We start from the raw sequence: 18,617 nt of genomic DNA on the forward strand, positions 1-18,617 counted from the left end.
CCGCGCAGCGCGCTGCATCCCGGTCAACTTCGCCGGTCGGCCCGGATTCGTAGTGGTCGTGGAATATAAAGGTACGCAGCATATTCGGTGAATCAAGGGTTGGTGGCGGGCGACAATGCGCCGGTGTGTCCCAGGCGCGACACTCCCTGGTAACGACCGGCCGCCGAGAACTCGACCGCAGGCAGCGCGACGGTGAGCCGCACCACGGTCCCCACCCCCTCGGGGTGTTCGATGGACAGCTCGTCGCTGAGTGCCCGCATCATCGCGATCCCCCGGCCACGATAGCCGGGGTCGGGCGGCATCGGCCGCCAGACCCCCGTATCGGTCACCGTGAGAGTGATCCGGTCGAGCGTGCAGTCGGCGACCAGGCGCACCGCACCCGCCGGACCGCCCAGATAGGCGTGCTCGACGCTGTTGCTGCACGCCTCGTTCGCCGCCGCCACCACATCGCCGGCCGTCTCGGCGGGTACCGCGGCCGCCACCAGCCAGGCGGCCAGCTCCCGCCGCACCCCGGACAGCCGGGCGGCCTCGGCGGGGATCTCCACCCGCAGCGGGGGCGGCGGCTGCCGGTACACCACCATGGCGACGTCGTCGTCGTAGCCGGCAGGCGGGCGCAACCGCGACAGCACGGCGTCGGCCACCTCGCGCGGTGACCGGGTGGCCGCGCCGGCCAGTTCGTCGCTCAGGTCGCCGAACCGCAGATCGATGTCGACGCCGCGCTCCTCCACCAGGCCGTCGGTGAACAGGACCAGGGTCGAGCCCGGCGGCAGTTCGGTGGTGGCCTCCGGGCGGCGCGGCGGATCGAAGGTGGCCAGCGGCACCGACCGGCCGCCGTCCAGCTCGCGGCCGTGAGCGCCCGCCTCGGCCAGGATCGGCGGCATGTGCCCGGCGTTCGAGTAGCGCACGGTGCCACCCACCGGATCCAGCACCGCGGCGCACACCGTGGTGCACATGGCGCCGGGGATGCGGGCCGCCACGGTGTCCAGTTCGGCCAGCAGTTGGGCCGGTCCGGCGCCACGCAGCAGCAATGCCCGTGCGGCCGTGCGCAATTGGCCCATGACCACGGCCGCGGACAGGCCACGGCCGACACAGTCGCCGACCACCAGCCCGATCGTGCCGTCCCGCAACGGAACCACGTCGTACCAGTCGCCGCCGATCTCGAGCGGTGGCAGCGCGGGCTCGTAGTGGACTGCGAACCGTGGCGGCAGCTCGATCGGCCCGAGCATGGCGCGCTGCAGTGTGAGCGAGGTGGACCGGGCGGCGTCGAAGTTGCGCGCCCGCTGCACCGCCAGGCTCAGATGACCGACCAGCAGCGAGAACAGCGCCCAGTCACCGGCACTCACCGCGCGCGGCGCCGCGAACGACAGCCACACCGCGGCGTCGCCGGTCTCGCCGAGCGGCGCCACGATCCCCTCGGGACTGGCCGCGCCCTCCGGGATGGCGTGCACGGCCCGGCCGGGCAGCCGCCGGGTCGCCTCCAGCAGGGCGCGCGCCCGCGCGTCGAGCACCTGCCGGGACAGCAGATCGGTTGTGCCGGAACCGGAGTCGGGGTCACAGACGTAGAACTCGGGGCCGGTCAGGCGATTCGGCCACACCGACACGACCGCACTGCGGGCACCGACCGCGCGGCGCAGTTCCTCCAGCCCGACAGTCAGTACCTCGTCGACACTGGTGGCCGCGCCGACCGCGGTCGCGAGCCGGGACACCGCCTGGTCGCGGGCCTGCGCGTCGTGTTCGGCGGTGGTGTCGCGCACGGTGCCGACGAACACCCGCTCGTCGTTCTCCGGTTTCAGCAGCGACGAGGTGCTGACCGCCAGCCACAGCCGCCGGCCGTCGCGGTGCCGGACCGGCATCTCGAACCGGGCGGCCGGCGGCGCCTGCCGCAGCACCGCGCCCAACGTCGGATAGTCGTGCACCTCGGGCAGCGCCCACGGGTACGGTTCGGCATAGGGCAGGCCCGCGGCACCGAAACCGGTCAGGTCGCCGAACGCCGAATTCACTTCCACCACAGTGCCGTCCGCGTCGGCGACGAAGAAGCCGTCCTGCAGCGACTCGACCAGCGCGGTGCGGAACGCGTCGCGCCCGGCCAGATCCTCGGCGCGCAGCCGCTGCCGTTCGTAACTGCGCGTGGAGTCCAGGAAGCCACGGGTCGCCACGTCCAGTGCGGCCAGGGTCTGCAGCAGGAACTCCAGCGCCGCTTCGGCTTTCGGGTCGCCGCTGGGTCGCTGCGGCCCCGCCTGCGTCCGGTGCTCGGGATCGGCGAGCCCGACACCCTCCAGCAGCCGGAAATGATGTTCGGTCAGGTCGAGAATGCTGATGCCCTCGACCAGGGCACGGCGGCCCAGTTCGTATCCCTCCGACAGGGTGTCCTGGGACGGCTGGTCCAGATGCAGCCGCAGCGCCTGCGAATACGACTCCCGGAAGGCGGCGAGGACGGTCACGACGGCCTCCGTAGGTGATGCGCGGCGCTCATACCGCAGCCGCCCCGGGATCGGGGACCGCGCCGCGGCGCCGGGCGGTCAGCACCAGCGCGTCGTCGGTGTCCTTCGCGTGCCCGGCCAGCACCGCGCGGCTGATCTCGACCGTCGGTGCCCGCAGATCGATGCGTTCCACCATCTCGCCGACGATGCCGTCGGTGGCCATCACGAGCAAGTCTCCGGGCCGCACCGGCACCGTCTGGGTCTGCAGATTCGAGGGCAGCAGATAGCCGACGATGCCACCGGTGAGCAGCGCGGTCGCCCGGACCACGGGCTTCCCGGGACCGGCGCCGATCACCCGGCAGTCCACATTGCCGACACCGAGCCACTGCAGCCGGTCGCCCGCGTCGAACAGCGCCAGCGACACCGCGGCACCCCGGGTGTCGGCCATCGCCCGATGACACATGACCATCAGCACATCCAGCGGTTCGGCGCGGTTCTCCGAGAGCACCTGGACCGCGCGGTCGGCCGCGTCGGCGGCCGCCGGGCCGTGCCCGAGACCGTCCAGCACCGCGAACAGCACCGAGCCGCCGCCGGTGTCGAGGACGACCGAGCGGTCGCCGGAGACGCGCTGGCCTGGCAGTGCGCGTCCGGCCACTGCCCACTCCACCGCGCCGACGTAGCCGTCGTCATGCACCGGAGGGTACCCACTTCCACATCTCCACCAAGGTGCCACTGCCGGGCGCCGAATCCACCTGCAGCCGGTCCATCAGCCGCTTCGCTCCCGGCAGCCCCAAACCCAGGCCGCGCCCGGTCGAGTAGCCGTCCTCGAGCGCCCGCCCGATATCGCGGATACCCGGCCCCTGATCGTGGGCCTGCACGACCAGCGCCCGGCGGCCCTCGCGATCCGCCACCGCGATCCGTATCTCCCCGGTACCCGCGTAACTGGTGATGTTGCGGGCGATCTCGGAGATGGCTGTCGAGATCATGGTGATGTCGGTCAGCGAGAAACCCAGCTCGGCGGCCAGTTCCCGTCCTGCCTGACGTGCGGTGACGATGTCGTTGGACACCTTCACCGCGATCACCTTCTCATCGACCACGATCACGTCCGTCTGGCCGGCTACGCACGACGGGCAGTTTCCGGTTCAGCCAAGCCAGGCCCTCCTCGAGGTCGAGGGCGGTGTGCATGTCCTCGAAGGTGAGGCCGAGCTGGACCATGGCGAACGCGACTTCCGGCTGTAGGCCGACGATGACGGTGTCGGCACCCCGTAGTTTGGTCATGTGCGCGATCGTGCGCAGTGAGCGTGCGGCAAAGGAGTCCATCACGTCGATGGCGGTGACATCGACGATGATGCCCTGGGCTCGATACTTGCTGACGTAGGTCATCAGATCGTCCTGCAGGCGTTCGGTATCGGCGTCGGTCAGCGCCGACTGCACCGAAGCGATCAGGTAGGTGCCCTGTTTGAGTATCGGTACCGGCATGGCGCCCGCCCCCTCGGCTTACCGTCCGTCTCGGTCGGTGACCCGGGACACCTCGTACCCGAGCAGGCGTTCGGCCTCCTCGATGCCGCCCTGCAGGTCACCGACCGCGTTCATCTTCGACAGATCGAGGCCGATGGTGACGAGGGTCAGCGCGATCTCCGACGACAGGCCGGTGATGATGACGTTGGCGCCCATCAGACCGGACGCGTCGACGGTCTGGACCAGGTGGTTGGCGACGGTGGAGTCGATGGCGGGCACACCGGTGATGTCGATGACGACGACCTTGGCGCGGTTGGCGCGGATGGCGCGCAGCAGCTGTTCGGTCAGCTGGCGGGCGCGCTGCGAGTCCAGCACACCGATGATCGGGAGGATCAGCAGCTGTTCGCGCACCTGCAGCACCGGGGTGGACAGCTCGCGGATGGCTTCCTGCTGCTGGCGGATGACGCGCTCGCGCTCCTGCACGAACGACACGCCCACGGTGTTGGCGATGCGGTTGGCGGCCGGCTCGTAGGCGTCGAGCACCTTGTTCAGCAGCTCGAAGTCGGTCTGGTACTTCTCGAACAGCGAGCGGGCGAGCACGTCGCGCAGCAGCAGCACGATGCCGAGGACCTCGTCGGTTTCGACGCCTCGCGGGATGATGCGTTCGGACAGGTCGCGGGCGTAGGCCTGCAGGGCCTCGACGCTACCGGTCTCGAGCACCTCGACGTAGTTGTCATAGACCGAGGTCGCCTCGGAGAAGATCTCCTCCGGCGTCATGGCCGTCAGCAGCTGGGCGTCGGTGATACGGCGCGCCCATTCCTCACGCAGCTCGGTCCGGTTCTGCCGCAGGTGCTCGACCAGCTGTGGCAGCAGGATGTCGACCGGTCCGGCCGGCATCGATTCCGGCGGTAGGCCGATGGACACGTCGGACATGAAAGTCCTGCCCCTTTCGGTAGAGGGAAGCTCGGTTCGCTCCTCATCGGGCTCGCACCCCGGCTGCTCGCCGGTGCCGAGCCTAGTCCTACCCGTTGCCCTTCGGGGAGGAAACCAAACATGGGCGCGTCGAATCCGGCACGCGGGTGCGGTATTTCACACGGCGGCCGGCTCGTCCGGAGGGCGGCCGCGATGGTGGTTCAGTAGTGTGGCGTAGATCTCGGCCAGCGCGTGCAGCTGGTCGCGATCGAGGACATCGATCAGATTACGTCGCACGCTCTCGGTGTGCGCGGGCGCGGCCACGGCGAGCAGCTCCGCGCCCTGCGGGGTGAGCGCGGCGGCGGTGCGGCGGGCGTCGTCGGGAACCGCGACCCGGGTCACCAGGCCGCGCCGCTGCATGCGGGTGATCTGATGCGACAGACGGCTCTGCGACCATTCGAGCACCTCCGCGAGTTCGGTGAAACCGCGGCGCTGACCGGGGGCAACGGCCAGCTGGGTGAGCACCGCGTACTCGACGACGGTGAGGTTGGCGCGTAGCGCCGGGTCCCATTCGGCCGCGACGGCGAGGTCGCGGTGGACGGCGGTGGCGATCAGGTCCCGGGTGACCATGTAGCCCAGCCAGGTCCGCATCTCGAGATCGTCGAGTGAACGAGCTACGGTCACGATTCCTCTCCAGGTCGTGTCGGGCGGGGGCAGCCGGTGGCGCCCTGCTTCGAGAGGTACACGCCCGAACTTGAAGGTGCAACCGGAGGGGCGCGGCCCGCATGTGACCGGCCGGGACGCCCTCGATACGCTGACCGGGCCTGAATTCACTGCCCGAAGGAGTGCGACTCGTGACCGCGCCTGACTTCCTGTACTCGGACCTGCTGCCGACCGGGGCCGACGACACCCCCTATCGGCTGCTCACCACCGAGGGGGTCAGCACCTTCGAGGCCGGGGGCCGCACCTTCCTGCAGGTCGAGCCGGAGGCGCTGCGCCTGCTGACCGCGACGGCGATGCACGACATCAGCCACTACCTGCGGCCCGCGCACCTGGCGCAGCTGCGCCGGATCATCGACGACCCGGAGGCGTCGGGCAACGACCGCTTCGTGGCGCTGGATCTGCTCAAGAACGTCAACATCTCCGCGGGCGGCATCCTGCCGATGTGCCAGGACACCGGCACCGCGATCGTGATGGGCAAGAAGTCCGAGGGTGTGCTGACCGGCACCGACGACGCCGAGTGGATCAGCCGCGGTGTGTTCGACGCCTACACCAAGCTGAACCTGCGGTACTCGCAGTTGGCGCCGATCACCATGTGGGACGAGAAGAACACCGGCTCCAACCTGCCCGCGCAGGTCGAGCTGTACTCGACCCCCGGTGACCCGGCCAACCCGGCGTACAAGTTCCTGTTCATGGCCAAGGGCGGCGGTTCGGCGAACAAGTCGTTCCTGTACCAGGAGACCAAGGCCATCCTGAACCCGACCCGGATGCTGGAGTTCCTGGACGAGAAGATCCGCTCGCTGGGTACCGCGGCCTGCCCGCCCTACCACCTGGCGGTGGTAATCGGCGGCACCTCAGCGGAATTCGCGTTGAAGACCGCGAAATACGCGTCGGCGCACTACCTGGACAACATGCCGACCGAGGGATCGATGGCGGCGCACGGCTTCCGGGACCTGGAGCTGGAGGAGGAGGTCTTCAAGCTGACCCAGTCCTTCGGGATCGGCGCCCAGTTCGGCGGCAAGTACTTCTGCCACGACGTGCGCGTGATCCGTCTGCCCCGCCACGGTGCGTCCTGCCCGGTCGCGATCGCGGTGTCCTGTTCGGCGGACCGGCAGGCGCTGGCCAAGATCACCCCCGAGGGCGTGTTCCTGGAGCAGCTGGAAACCGAACCGGCGCAGTACCTTCCGGAGCAGACCGACGCCATCCTCGGCGGCGACGTGGTCAAGATCGACCTGAACCGGCCGATGGCCGAGATCCGCGCGGAGCTGTCCAAGTACCCGGTGAAGACCCGGCTGTCGCTGTCGGGCCCGCTGGTCGTGGCCCGCGACATCGCGCACGCCAAGATCAAGGAGCGCCTGGACGCGGGCGAGCCCATGCCGCAGTACCTGCGCGACATGGCCGTCTACTACGCCGGCCCCGCCAAGACCCCCGACGGCTACGCCTCAGGCTCGTTCGGCCCTACCACGGCCGGCCGCATGGACTCCTACGTCGACCAGTTCCAGGCCGCCGGTGGCTCTTTCGTCATGCTGGCCAAGGGCAACCGCTCGGCGCAGGTCACCAAGGCCTGCAAGGAGCACGGCGGTTTCTACCTGGGTTCCATCGGCGGCCCCGCCGCCCGCCTGGCCCTGGACTGCATCAAGTCCGTCGAGGTACTGGAGTACCCGGAACTCGGCATGGAAGCGGTGTGGAAGATCGAGGTCGAAGACTTCCCCGCCTTCATCGTCGTCGACGACAAGGGCAACGACTTCTTCGCCGAAACCTCCAAGCCGATCGCACTGCGCGTGCGGGAACGCTCGAAGGAACGCGTGTAACTCGGTATCTGCAAGGGGGCCTGACTGTTTCGGTCAGGCCCCCTTGTTGTTCCTGCCAGCCCCTCGTGTGCCGGGCAGTGACAAAGTACAAGGCTGCGTCGCCGGAAAAGCCCTGTTACGCTTGCGTTCATGAGCCATCCTGGGGGGGAGCCCGGACCTCTCGATCGTCCCGGCGGAGGTGTCCGCGCTGGGAACATATGCCTACGATCTTGCTGACGTTCTGCGTAACGCACTTGGTTCGGCTGCGAAGGAAGTCGATAGGACCTGCGGAAGTGATTGGCGCAGTACCGCTTCGAAGAGTTTCGCCAAGGGCTGGGATGAGTGTCGCGTCAACGGCGAGGCCATCATCGATGCCCTGACCACTATGGCGAATTCACTCGGCGTCACCGCCGAGACCCACGCGGGCGCGGACAATCAGTTCGCTGCGGAATTGAAGTCGTCCAGCCTCGACCTGCCGCCACTGTGATGGATGAGGACATCCACGTCGACACCGATGCACTCGAGAACTTGACCACGCAGTTGCGCAACCTGAACGGATTTATCAGCGACCATCTTGCCGAGTTGGACCGCCGGGTGGCAGCACTGCACACCGGCGGAACGTGGGACGGTGTCGCCGCTGCTGCTCACCGCTCCGCGCACGACAAATGGTCAGCTGCCGCAGGCGAATTCAATACCGGAGTGGGAGATCTGTCGGACGCGGTGAAGGCTGCGCATACCGCATACACCGGGGCCCATTCCGCCAACACCCGCATGTTCCTGCCGGTAGTCGTCGATGTCCCACGTCGATGTCCGTGTCTACAACGACGCGGCGAAGAAGCTCACGGATATCGGTGCCGGTATCGAGACGGCCACAACGGCGTTGATGAAAGCCCTGGCCGGTACCGGCTCGATGTCCGGTTCGAGTGGCTCTTCGAAGAAATGGGCCACCGCGTACGACAAGCGCGCTGGTCACGCGGTCGACGTCGCGCACAAGCTGGGTCAAACCCTGCCGTATTACGGCTCTCTCATCGCGCTTGCCGGGTACAACCACGCCTACGCGGACTGGAAGGCGAATATAGATCCGAACAAGGGTGATCCGCCGACGAAACCGGCGGAGGTCGTGCAGCCGGTCGATCTGTGTTGGGTTCATCCACCCTCTGCCGGCGGGCCGGGCAACGGCCTGGTTTCGATTGCTGAACTGCTGGACAAGATCCACATCCATATTCCAGACGGCAACACCGACAAGCTCGGTGCGGCCGCCACCGCGTGGAAGGCATTCAACCAGGACCACACCGTGGCCAACGCCGACGTCGATATCAACGACATCATGAAGCAGATGTCGGCCCAGGATTCACCCGAGATCGCCGATATCACCGAGCAGCTCACGACTCTCTACGACACGGCCCGGCACCTGTGGGGGACAAGCAATCAACTGATCGACGACGTCCTCAAACTGAAGAAGGCGCTCGACGATCTGCGTAAGCGGATCAATAAGATCCTGGATACTCTCGACTTGGCCCTCGCCGGTGGACTGATCCTGTCGATTGCGGCGGACTTCTTCTCTGCCGGTGCCGCTACCAGTCTCACTCCGGCCGAAGTGGCCGCAGCGGATGCGGCTGTCGATATCGCGGCTGATGAGACGGTGCAAGCTGTGACTGACGCCGCAATCGAAGGGGCTGGTGGAATCCTGGAATCGGCTGCGGCCGAAGAGGACGTACTGGCCAGTGCCGGTGACGACCTGCAGGAGATCGGAAGCCTCACTCGCCAGGACGTCGACGAAGGACTGGAAGAATCGACGTCCGCGCCGGACTCGGCGGGGCCGGGCGGGTCCAAGCCCACGCCGCAGCAGGCTCAGGATATTATCGAGCAGGCAGACCGGACCGGATCCGGACTCAAGGGCGATCCCTGGCATCGGTCGGCTTCCTTCCCGGTCGACGAGATTGCGGAGAAGGGCACCGTATACGAGATAACAGGTGGCGACGGGGTAACCCGAACCTTGGTCCAGATGCCCGGTGAAGTCAATGGTGTTTCTGGCAGATTTGAATGGATCGTCGACGGTGACAAGGTTACTCACCAGATGTTTGTCAAGAATGGAACGATCAATGGGGTGCCGATTACGAAATGACCGACAAACTGATCGAATTCAGGATTCCGGCGGAGTTCGTAGAGTGCCGTACTCGGTTGACTCCCCGTGAATTGAAGTTCGGATATGACCAGGGTTGGCTCACTGCGCCTGATGTCGTAAGACTCGCATTGAACAACGTGGTACCCGAACCGCAGGCGTCCGGGGCTGTCGAGGAGCTTTCGCTTCTGCTTTCCGACGAGCTGGACAGGGTCCCCGCGCTCGTCGCGCAGCTCGCGGTGGCCGAATCCGATGTGTGGGTATGGCTGACGTGTAATTGGCTCCTGGACAACGCCGCTGAATTCGAGGATCCGCTACAGGCGGTCGAGATGCTGTATGCGGACCTCGACTACCCGGACTCGATGGGGCCCTTCGTTCGCTATATGCCGCTGACTCCGGGCGCCGAGCCGGGGGCCGCCGGGCTCATGGATCGCTGGGCGGCGTATGTCCGGGCCGGCCAGGAGCGCTTCGGAACCGGATATCGGCAGGCGGTGGATCCAGGCGTGGAGTGCGGTAATGCGCCAACTGTGGAGCGGCGCATCGATCTCCCGCCGCTGTGACGCCGCGTTGACAACCGGCCGCGATTACACACGTGGCCCATCATGCGTCACCGCGCCCGGGGCCGCGATCCCGGGCTGAATTTGCCGCCGTTGAAAGCAGCTCAGCGCGGAATCCCGTTGGCCAGGCGGTGATCCGGGTCGGTGAACCAGCGGATCGTACGCAGCCGGGAGAGGTTTCGGCCGAAGTAGCGGCGGGCGTCGGTGCCGACCTCGAGGTAGTTGAGGTAGGCGCCCGAGGAAACCGGGGCCACCGCACGATGCGCGGTGGTGATCCAGTTGCGGGCCGCGGCCGGGTCGGGCGGCGCCTCGACCAGCCACTGCAGGACGGCGGCGTGCCGGCGCCAGGGGAACGCGGTGGCGTCCGGGGCGGTGTCGGCGATCGCGCCGCCCAGCGGGTCCAGCAACACCATGCCGCTGCCGCCGGCGCGGGACCGGTCGGCGATCACGCCCACGATGGTTTCGGCCACCGCGGGGGTGAGGGCGGACACGATGTCGGAGCCCGCGACCTGCACGGTGCGCGGCGTGGCCGTGGTGCCGCCACCCAGCGCCAGCGCCGCGTCGAGATGGCTCACGGTGGCCTGGGAGATGACGACCGGCGCGGTACCGACCACTCCGGCCAGGGCCGCCGTGGTGGTGGCGCCGGTACCGGCGGGGCAGACGAGCCGGGCGGTCACCGCCACCCCGTGCGGCGCGGTGGCGACGGTGAGGCCCGCCCACACCGAGCGGTCCGCGGTGGACATCCAGTCCGCCCACGCCGACAGCACGTGGGCCGGATGATCGCCCGGGAATAGCAGGCGCACAACGTCTCTCGCCGGAGCTGGGATGGTGCGATAGGTCATGGCGGTGACCACGCCGATGATGCCGCCGCCGCCGCGCAGGGCCCAGAACAGGTCCGGCAGCTGGTTTTCGGACACGTCGATCACGTCGCCGCCGGTCAGCACCACCTGCGCGGAAACCAGTCGGTCGCACAGCAATCCGTACGCGCGGGAGTCCGGGCCCAGGCCACCGCCGAAGGTGAGCCCGGCCAGGCCGACGGTGGGGCAGGTGCCCACCGGCAGGGCCAGACCGGCCGGATCCATCAGCGTCAGCGCCGGATGCTGGGTGGTGCCGGCCCGCACGATCGCCAGCTCGCCCTGGACGTCCACGCCGGTCAGCTTGCGCATATCCACCACCAGCGCGCCGCTGGTGGCCGAGGCGCCGACGTAGGAGTGGCCGCCGGCGCGGGTGGCGATCGGCAGCTCGTTCGCGGTGGCGAAGCGCACCGCGGCCTGCACGTCCGCGACATCGGCGACGGTGACCACCCCGACCGGGTCGGAGCCGTCGAAGCGGGGATCGAAGAGTTGTTTGGTGGTCGCGAAGCGATCGTCGCCGGGCCGGAACAGGCTGCCGCGCAACTGTTTGCGCAGGCCGTCCCAGGCACCGGCGGCGATCGGGGGATCGGCGCGCCCGATGCCGGTGCCGAGGAACGTGGCGGCACCCGCGGCCGCCGACAGCAGGGCGCGACGAGAAACAGCCGAGCCGCGCTCCGGCCCGATGTCGCCGCGCATACCCACACCCCTGTGTCGTATCTGCCTGCGGGGACGCCCGCCCGGCGGTCCGAAGGATGTTCGGCGGCGGACACGTCCCGACACGCGACGCCGCACCGATTCGAACCTCAGTCAGTCAGTGTGCCCGTTGGTAGCCGTATTCCGGTGCGGAATGCTATGTTTCGGGCGTGGGGACATCGTCCGGCATGTCGGGCGGTCGGCCCGGCCTCTTTCACGTCTCGGTGCTGGATGTGGCTCCGGTGTGGGCGAGCGAGATCGCGGAGATCCTCGACGCCGTGCAGCCGATGATCGGTACTTCGCTGTCCGCCGCGGTCGTGCCCTGCTGGGGTGGTGAGCCGTTCACCGCCGCCGACGCGGGGATCATCGTCGGCCGGGCCGACGAACTGCTGTTGCACGGTTATCGGCACCGGCGGGTGCGCGGCACCGGTGTGATCTCCGTAACATCCGGCGGCATAGACGAATTCGCCGGTCTGGACCGTGACGAAGCCGAGACGGCGCTGCGCGACGGGCTCGACCTGCTCGGCGACGCACTGGGCGTGCGGATCGACGGATTCCTGCCTCCTGGATACCGATTCGGCGCGGTGGACGAATACGTGCTGGCCGCGGCGGGTCTGCGCTACCGAGTGGGGTGGGCCTCGGCCGCCGATGTGGACGGGTGTTCGATCCGGCTGGCCACCCGGATCCCGAACATGTCGCGATTCACGATGGCGTCGCGGGCCGGTGCGGTCGCGACCCGGATCGCGGCGTTGCGGACGGGTGCGGTGCCCACTGTCGTGCTGCGGCCGGCCGATGTGTGGAATCGCACGGTGGGCGACGCGGTGGGGCGGATCCGTAGCTTGACTGCTCGCGGGTTTCGGCCAGCGCTGATCCGGGATCTGCTGGCCGAGAGCGATTTCCGCTGAGTCTGCGGCATCACCACCGGCTCGAGCTTCCGGCGGGGCAATCGGGACGTGTAGTATCCCGGATATGTTCATGGGTGAGGGCGTCGAGTGGGGGCTGCACTGCTGTGTGGTGCTGACCTGGCTCGAGGATCGGGCGCCGATCCCGACCGCGCGGCTGGCGCAGCTGTTCGACCTGCCGCCGGAATACCTCAAGAAGCGGCTGCAGCCGCTCGTGCGGGCCGGGGTTCTGGAGTCGACCCCGGGCGCGCGCGGAGGGTATCGGCTGGGCACCGCGCCCGAACGGGTCACCTTGATGGACGTGGTCGCGGCCGTGGAGGGGCGGGTGGAAGCGTTCCGGTGCACCGAGATTCGGCAGCGTGGCGCCGGGACCACCGCCGTGGCGGCGGACTTCGCCGAGCCCTGTGGCATCTCGGCCGCCATGCGGCGCGCCGAACTGGCCTGGCGCCGGGAACTGGCCGGGCAGACGGTGGCCGACCTCGTCGCGGGAACACCACGTGCCGCGCGGGATCGGACCAGGCGGTACTACGACCGGCTCGGCGGCTGACCGTCGAGTAGGTCGTCCGCGACCGGCGCACGTCCGCCGGCGAACGTTGATCGAGCCCGGCCGCGCGGCCGGGCATTTTCGGAAGGAAAATCGGGATGGAAACTATCCTGAATTCACCCGCGGGTCCCGGTTCCACCACGGCGCGAGCGGAATTCGGTCGCATTCCGGTGCTCGCCCTCGGAACCTTCGCGGTGGGCACCGACGCCTTCGTCCTCGCCGGCTTCCTGCCCGACACCGCGGCCGCGCTGCACGTACCGGTCGCGGTCGCGGGGTGGGCGATCACGATTTTCGCGGCCACCTACGCACTGCTGTCACCGGTCCTCGCCGCCGCGACCGCCCGGCTGCCCCGGCGCACCGTGCTGGTCGCGGCGCTGTCCCTGCTGGGCCTGGCGAACCTGGGATCGGCTGTGGCGCCGACCTTCCCGGTGTTGCTCGCGACCCGGGCGCTGGCCGCCGTCGGCGCCGCCGCCTACACCCCGAACGCGGGCGCGGTGGCGTCGGCGCTGGTGCCGGAACGGATGCGGGGCCGGGCACTGGCGATCGTGATCGGCGGGCTGACGGTCGCCACCGCGCTCGGCGTGCCCGCCGGTGACGTGATCGGCCACTGGACCGGCTGGCGCACGGCGCTCGCCGCGGTGGCCGCGGTGTGCCTGATCGCGGCCGCCGGCGTCGCCCTGCTGATCCCGCGACTGCCCGGCGGCCCGGCTATCGGTGTCCGCGAACGGTTCTCGGTGCTGCGCAACCGATCCGTGCTCGCCGTGCTGCCCGCGACCGTGCTGGGCATGGCCGCCGCATACCTCCCGTACGCCTACGCCGTTCCCGTCTTCGGCGCGGTCGGCATCGGCGCCGGTGCCGTGGCGATCATGCTGTGCCTCTACGGTTTCGGCGCCGTCGCGGGCAATCTGCTCGCCGGCTGGAGCACCGACCGCAGGGGAGCGGTCCGGGTGCTCTCGACGGGCTACCTGGTCTCGACACTCACCTTCGCGACCCTGGCGATCATCGCAGCCACCCACACGGCCCCGGTCCCGCTGGTCGCCCTCGCCGCCGTCGGCTGGGGCGCGGCCAGCTGGAGCCAGAGCCCGCCCCAACAGCACCGCCTCATCACCGCAGCGCCCGCGCAGGCCGCAATCGTGGTGGCGCTCAACGCCTCCGGCATCTATGTGGGCATCGGGCTGGGCACCCTGTGCGGGGGACTGCTGGTGTCCGAACCGGTGACGCTGCTGAGCGTGGCCTCGGTCCTCGCCGCGGCGACCGCCGGGTACGTCCGCTGGACGGCACGTGACCCGCGCCCGCAGGGCGAGCCGGACACCGTCTGAACCGGCCGCGGCAGCACCGCGGCCGGCCCATCCACGGTCAGCTCTCGATCGGGAGCCCGGCCTCCGCCCAGTCCCGGATGCCCTCGCGGTACTTGCGGACATCGGTGTAGCCGAGGGCTTCCAGCTTGGTCGCCACCTGCTGACTGTTGCCGCAGGTGGTGTCCGAGCAGTAGGTGACGATCGTGGCCGACTTGTCCGGAAGTAGCCGCGGTGCGGCGGTTTCCACGTCGGCGACGACCAGGTTCACCGCGCCGGGCAGGTGGGCCCGGTCGTAGTACTCGGCGCCGAGCGCGTCGATCACGGTGACCGATCCGGTCTCGATCAGCTGGGCGAGTTCGTCGCGGGTGATAAGTGCGGTCATGACATTGGCCTTTCTCGAACACGAAATTTATATGCGTGTGCACGCTACTAAATATGTGCGCGTGCACGCAAACGGTTATGCTGGTGCGGTGCCGACACCCGCGAACCGAACCCGCCCAGCCGTCGCCGCCTGGTCGGCCCTGCTGCGGGTGCACGCCACACTGGTGCCCGAACTCGACGCCGACCTGCGGCGCGCCACCGGTCTGCCCTTGAGTTGGTACGACGTCCTGCTGGAACTGGATGCGCCGCAACGCCTTCGGATGAGCGACCTGGGGGACCGGGTCGTGCTCAGCCGGACCCGGGTGAGCCGGCTGGTCTCGGAAATGGAGACCCACGGCCTCGTGCGCCGGGAATCCAACCCCGACGACGGGCGCTCGGCGTTCGTCGCCATCACCGAGCCGGGCCGGCAACGGCTGCGCGCCGCCGCGCCGCACTACCTGTCCGGGATCGAAGAGCGTTTCGCCGCGGTACCCGCCGCCGACCTGAAGGCGCTGGCCGCGACCCTGCGCACCGTGCTGGGCCCGGCCGGCCTGCCTGATCCCGCGTTGCGTGGCTGAACTGCCGCGCGCCCGGATGATCTAGGATCGAGATCATGCGTGCCGGGATTGCTGTCGTGTTGCTGCTTGTCGGGGGTGGGGTGGGGGCTATCGCACCGGCGGCCCGGGCCGACGCACCCGGAATCGAGGGCCTGGACCCGATGCTCGCCGCGGCCTACAGCGCCGCCGAGGCGGAGGCACACGAGGAGGGGGTCCCGCTGTCGATCACCTCCGGCTACCGCACGCCCGAACAGCAGGAAGCGTTGTGGGAGGACGGGATCGTGACCTACGGGAGCCCGGAGGCCGCCCGGCACTGGGTGCTGCCGCCGGAGGAGTCCACCCACGTCCAAGGCCACGCGGTCGATGTGGGTCCGCGGGAGGGCGCGCAGTGGCTCGAGGACCACGGCGACCGGTGGGGACTGTGCAGATCGTTCGACAACGAGTGGTGGCATTTCGAGTTGGCCACCGTGCCGGGAATGCCCTGTCCGCCGCGGCTGCCGGATGCCAGCGACCGCTGAGTAATCGCCCGGCGGCGGGTGAAATCGGCCGTACGGCGGGTGAATCCTGCGCATAACACCTACGGATCCGGCGCGGATCCGCCATTCTGACTTATCGACGGCACCGTCCGGCAAACGCCGGGAGCTGCCGTCGTGAACCGTGAGGAGGTCCAGTGGGACGGCAGGATGCGGGTGCCAGATGGGCGGTTCCGGTCCAGCGGGTCGCCCGGGCAGGCGGGACCGGCGTGCGGCGCGGCACCGAGCCGGCGCCGTTGTGGTCTCCGGGCTGGATGCTGCTGGAACTGCCGACGGCGCTGCTGCTGGCGGCGTTCGTCGGCACCGGCTGGCTCGGCTACCTCCAGCACGACAACACAGACCGCCCGCGCGCGGCCGTCGTGGCCCCTGCCCCGCAGGATCCGGGCCGCTGACCTGCGAACGAAGCGGGTAGGACGGTCCGGTAAGCGGATTTCGAACGTCGCCGACATCCCGGCTTGACCTTGCCCCCGGGGCAGAGTCGGAAGCTTTCGTGAGACCCCGGAGACACCGGGGACGAACGGAAGGTGAGACGGATGTCGCACGCATTGCAGTCGGTGGCCCAGCGGATCGCGGAGCTGGCAGTCCGCCACGCCGAACAGGGCGTCCCCGGTTTCGTGGCCGGGGTGTACCAGGGCGGCGAGCAGGTGGTCGTCGCGCACGGCACCGCCAACCTCGCCACCGGCGCACCCATGACCGCCGACACCGGATTCCTGTTCGGTTCGATCACCAAGGTGCTGACCGCGACCCTGATCATGCAGCAGGTCGAGCGCGGCACCCTCGGCCTCGACGACCTCGTGGTCGACCACCTGCCCGAGTTCCGGCTCGCCACCGACGGCGCCGCCGAACGGATCCGGGTGCGGCACTTGCTCACTCACACCAACGGCATCGACGCCGACCTGTACTGCCCCGACGCGAACGGCCCCGGCGCGCTGAGCGTGCTGGTCGACGGGATGGCGAAGCACTGCGAAGCGTTGTTCGAACCCGGCACCCAGGTCAGCTACTCCAACGGCGGGATGAACCTCGCCGCCCGGCTGCTCGAAGTGGTCACCGGCACGCCGTATCTCGAACTGGTGCAACGGGACATCTTCGCCCCCGCCGGCATGACCGGCGCCGGCACCAGCGCCGAACAGGCCATCCTGCGCAGCACCGCAGTCGGCCACTTCCTCGACCCGGAGACCACGGCGCCGCGGGTCACCGACATGTTCAAACTGCCCGACTCCTGGGCGGGCGCCGGCAGCAGTGCCACCGGCACCGTCGGCGACCTGCTCGCCTTCGGCCGCACCCACCTCGCCGAGGGTGTCGCGCCGTCGGGTGCCCGGCTGCTGGCCGCGGAATCGGCCGCGGCCATGCACGCGGTGCAGTTCGACCCGGGTGCCGCACACATCCCGCTGCTCGGATTCGGCTGGCTGCTCATGCCTTTCGGCGACACCACGGTGTGGACGATGTCCGGCGCGTCCCCCGGCGGCGTCTCGGTTCTGGTCGTCGTGCCCGAGCACGACCTGGTCCTGGCGGCGTACGGCAACAGCCCCGGCTCACTGATGCTGCACGACGAAGTGCTGCTGGGCATCCTGCGCGACCACCTCGGTGTCGACGTGCCGGACCTGGTGTCGGGTTCGTACCCGATCGCCGACCTCACGCCGTATGTGGGAACCTATCGGTCGAACCAGTTGTGCGTGGACGTCGCCATCGTCGACGGACAGCTGGAGGAGAGGTTCGGCTACGAGCCGGTGAACGCGGAACAGGAACGGATCTTCACGAACTTCGCGGGCGGATCGTTCCAGGCGCCGCCGCGACGCTACGTGCCGGTCGGCCCGGACCTGTTCGCCCCGGCGGGCATGCCCGCGTCGCTGTTCTCCGGATACTGCCGGCAACTGCTGGTCAGCTATCTGGAGGTCGGCCCGGACGGTGCCCGCTTCCGCAGCGCCGGAGGCCGGATGACCAGGCGGGCGCAGCAGTGAGTTCCGTTGCCGGCGAGCCGATTCGACAGGAGAACGAGATGATCACCATCGGACAGCTCGCCGGCTATGTCGGCGTCACGATCAAGGCGGTGCGGGTCTACCACGACAAGGGCCTGCTCGCCGAGCCCGAACGCGACGCCTCCGGCTATCGCCGCTACACCGCCCGCGACGCCATCGACCTGATCAAGATCAAAACCCTGGCGCAGGCCGGTGTGCCCCTGGCCCGGATCAAGGAACTCCTGGCCGCCGACCCCGACGAATTCAGCGCCGCGCTGGGCGACGTCGACGCCGCCCTGCGCGCGAAGGCCGCCGAGATCCGCCGCACTCGCGCCCGCATCGCCCAATTGCGTTCCGGCGACAGGTTGTTCGTCACCGAAGACGTCGCCGACTATCTCGACGCCCTGCGCGAGCTCGGCATCGGCAAGCGCACCATCGAAATGGAGCGCGACGGCTGGATCCTCATGCAGGCCACCAACCCCGACGACGCCGCCACCTGGATCGCGGACAAACTCGACGCGTTGCGCGACCCCGAATTCGTCGCCCTGTACCGGGAATTCGATGCGGCCTTCGACTGGGCGCCCGACGACCCCCGCCTCGCCGAACTCGCCGAACGGTCCCAGCGCTGGATGGAACAGCGCGAGCAGGCCGAACGGGCCGAGACACCGTCAGATCCCGGTGCGGCACAACTGGCGGCCGAGAGCGCCGAACAGCTGTCACCGGCCTGGGACGAACTCACGTCGCTGGCACGGCGCCGCAGCCGTCGCGGCCGCTCGGGGAACTGAATCCGACCGCATCAGCGCGGAAACGGACCGCACCGGTCCATGCCCGAACTGTGGGTGGCAATTCCGCACCGACGATCCGGAACCCGTGCTGGACAGCGGCTTCGGGCGCTACCGCCGGCCCGGAATTCTCCGGCGCAGACCGTCCCCGCGCGAGCTC

General features: G+C 69.2%; 20 protein-coding genes and 1 pseudogene. 13 read left to right on the forward strand and 8 right to left on the reverse strand.

Annotated elements, in window-relative coordinates; genetic code table 11:
• Positions 1 to 92: 92 nt before the first annotated feature.
• From EBN03_RS14860 to EBN03_RS14885, 6 genes are all read right to left on the reverse strand, one after another.
• Complete coding sequence (locus EBN03_RS14860) at positions 93 to 2,441, reverse strand: SpoIIE family protein phosphatase (RefSeq protein ID WP_233608393.1); 2,349 nt, start codon at positions 2,439 to 2,441, stop codon at positions 93 to 95.
• Positions 2,442 to 2,469: 28 nt separating this feature from the next.
• Complete coding sequence (locus EBN03_RS14865) at positions 2,470 to 3,114, reverse strand: SpoIIE family protein phosphatase (RefSeq protein ID WP_199742772.1); 645 nt, start codon at positions 3,112 to 3,114, stop codon at positions 2,470 to 2,472.
• Complete coding sequence (locus EBN03_RS14870) at positions 3,107 to 3,517, reverse strand: ATP-binding protein (protein ID WP_122188749.1); 411 nt, start codon at positions 3,515 to 3,517, stop codon at positions 3,107 to 3,109. Before EBN03_RS14870 ends, EBN03_RS14865 begins: the two co-directional genes overlap by 8 nt.
• Positions 3,507 to 3,899, reverse strand: coding sequence for an STAS domain-containing protein (locus EBN03_RS14875; RefSeq protein WP_122188610.1), 393 nt, complete (start codon positions 3,897 to 3,899; stop codon positions 3,507 to 3,509). The genes EBN03_RS14870 and EBN03_RS14875 overlap by 11 nt, the downstream gene beginning before the upstream one ends.
• Before the next feature lie 18 nt (positions 3,900 to 3,917).
• Positions 3,918 to 4,811 carry an STAS domain-containing protein gene (locus tag EBN03_RS14880; protein WP_122188611.1) on the reverse strand — a complete coding sequence of 298 codons (894 nt, stop codon included), beginning with the start codon at positions 4,809 to 4,811 and terminating at the stop codon, positions 3,918 to 3,920.
• A 156-nt stretch (positions 4,812 to 4,967) separates the two neighbouring features.
• Positions 4,968 to 5,474: a MarR family winged helix-turn-helix transcriptional regulator gene (locus EBN03_RS14885; protein ID WP_122188612.1), complete on the reverse strand. Its 507-nt coding sequence runs from the start codon at positions 5,472 to 5,474 to the stop codon at positions 4,968 to 4,970.
• Between the two features lie 170 nt (positions 5,475 to 5,644).
• Between EBN03_RS14885 and EBN03_RS14890 the strand changes: the two genes are divergently transcribed.
• The 5 genes and pseudogenes from EBN03_RS14890 (at position 5,645) to EBN03_RS14910 (ending at position 9,982) form a co-directional block, all read left to right on the forward strand.
• Positions 5,645 to 7,321 carry a fumarate hydratase gene (locus tag EBN03_RS14890; protein WP_199742773.1) on the forward strand — a complete coding sequence of 559 codons (1,677 nt, stop codon included), beginning with the start codon at positions 5,645 to 5,647 and terminating at the stop codon, positions 7,319 to 7,321.
• A 163-nt stretch (positions 7,322 to 7,484) separates the two neighbouring features.
• A complete protein-coding gene (locus tag EBN03_RS14895; RefSeq protein ID WP_122188614.1) occupies positions 7,485 to 7,787 on the forward strand; it encodes a WXG100 family type VII secretion target in 303 nt (100 codons plus the stop codon).
• Positions 7,787 to 8,041: pseudogene (locus EBN03_RS35065) on the forward strand (WXG100 family type VII secretion target); the annotation flags it as partial. The gene EBN03_RS14895 and the pseudogene EBN03_RS35065, both read left to right, overlap by 1 nt.
• 52 nt (positions 8,042 to 8,093) lie before the next feature.
• Complete coding sequence (locus EBN03_RS14905) at positions 8,094 to 9,425, forward strand: hypothetical protein (RefSeq protein ID WP_233608410.1); 1,332 nt, start codon at positions 8,094 to 8,096, stop codon at positions 9,423 to 9,425.
• Complete coding sequence (locus tag EBN03_RS14910) at positions 9,422 to 9,982, forward strand: DUF2247 family protein (RefSeq protein WP_122188617.1); 561 nt, start codon at positions 9,422 to 9,424, stop codon at positions 9,980 to 9,982. The genes EBN03_RS14905 and EBN03_RS14910 overlap by 4 nt, the downstream gene beginning before the upstream one ends.
• Positions 9,983 to 10,083: 101 nt before the next feature.
• On the opposite strand, the gene EBN03_RS14915 is transcribed toward EBN03_RS14910, so the two are convergent.
• Positions 10,084 to 11,529, reverse strand: a complete 1,446-nt coding sequence (locus tag EBN03_RS14915; protein ID WP_122188618.1) for an FAD-dependent oxidoreductase — start codon at positions 11,527 to 11,529, stop codon at positions 10,084 to 10,086.
• A 167-nt stretch (positions 11,530 to 11,696) separates the two neighbouring features.
• On the opposite strand from EBN03_RS14915, the gene EBN03_RS14920 reads away from it, so the two are divergent.
• The 3 genes from EBN03_RS14920 (at position 11,697) to EBN03_RS14930 (ending at position 14,291) form a co-directional block, all read left to right on the forward strand.
• Complete coding sequence (locus EBN03_RS14920; RefSeq protein ID WP_147471594.1) at positions 11,697 to 12,431, forward strand: DUF2334 domain-containing protein; 735 nt, start codon at positions 11,697 to 11,699, stop codon at positions 12,429 to 12,431.
• A 64-nt stretch (positions 12,432 to 12,495) separates the two neighbouring features.
• The gene (locus tag EBN03_RS14925) at positions 12,496 to 12,975 is read left to right on the forward strand and encodes an RrF2 family transcriptional regulator (protein ID WP_122188620.1); all 480 of its coding nucleotides are present in this window, start codon (positions 12,496 to 12,498) and stop codon (positions 12,973 to 12,975) included.
• Positions 12,976 to 13,070: 95 nt separating this feature from the next.
• Positions 13,071 to 14,291, forward strand: coding sequence for an MFS transporter (locus tag EBN03_RS14930; protein WP_122188621.1), 1,221 nt, complete (start codon positions 13,071 to 13,073; stop codon positions 14,289 to 14,291).
• Between the two features lie 37 nt (positions 14,292 to 14,328).
• Here the strand turns inward: EBN03_RS14930 and EBN03_RS14935 are convergent, their stop codons facing one another.
• Positions 14,329 to 14,652: a rhodanese-like domain-containing protein gene (locus EBN03_RS14935; RefSeq protein ID WP_122188622.1), complete on the reverse strand. Its 324-nt coding sequence runs from the start codon at positions 14,650 to 14,652 to the stop codon at positions 14,329 to 14,331.
• A gap of 88 nt (positions 14,653 to 14,740) precedes the next feature.
• Between EBN03_RS14935 and EBN03_RS14940 the strand changes: the two genes are divergently transcribed.
• The 5 genes from EBN03_RS14940 (at position 14,741) to EBN03_RS14960 (ending at position 18,460) form a co-directional block, all read left to right on the forward strand.
• Entirely contained in the window at positions 14,741 to 15,208 is a 468-nt protein-coding gene (locus tag EBN03_RS14940; protein WP_199742774.1) for a MarR family winged helix-turn-helix transcriptional regulator, read from the forward strand.
• 35 nt (positions 15,209 to 15,243) lie between these two features.
• The gene (locus EBN03_RS14945; protein ID WP_122188624.1) at positions 15,244 to 15,705 is read left to right on the forward strand and encodes a M15 family metallopeptidase; all 462 of its coding nucleotides are present in this window, start codon (positions 15,244 to 15,246) and stop codon (positions 15,703 to 15,705) included.
• Positions 15,706 to 15,857: 152 nt separating this feature from the next.
• Positions 15,858 to 16,112, forward strand: a complete 255-nt coding sequence (locus EBN03_RS14950; RefSeq protein WP_147471595.1) for a hypothetical protein — start codon at positions 15,858 to 15,860, stop codon at positions 16,110 to 16,112.
• Positions 16,113 to 16,253: 141 nt separating this feature from the next.
• Positions 16,254 to 17,678 carry a serine hydrolase domain-containing protein gene (locus EBN03_RS14955; protein WP_122188626.1) on the forward strand — a complete coding sequence of 475 codons (1,425 nt, stop codon included), beginning with the start codon at positions 16,254 to 16,256 and terminating at the stop codon, positions 17,676 to 17,678.
• A 38-nt stretch (positions 17,679 to 17,716) separates the two neighbouring features.
• Positions 17,717 to 18,460, forward strand: a complete 744-nt coding sequence (locus EBN03_RS14960; protein ID WP_122188627.1) for a MerR family transcriptional regulator — start codon at positions 17,717 to 17,719, stop codon at positions 18,458 to 18,460.
• Positions 18,461 to 18,617 lie beyond the last annotated feature (157 nt).

It is taken from the genome of Nocardia stercoris (assembly GCF_003696265.1).
GTDB lineage: Bacteria > Actinomycetota > Actinomycetes > Mycobacteriales > Mycobacteriaceae > Nocardia > Nocardia stercoris.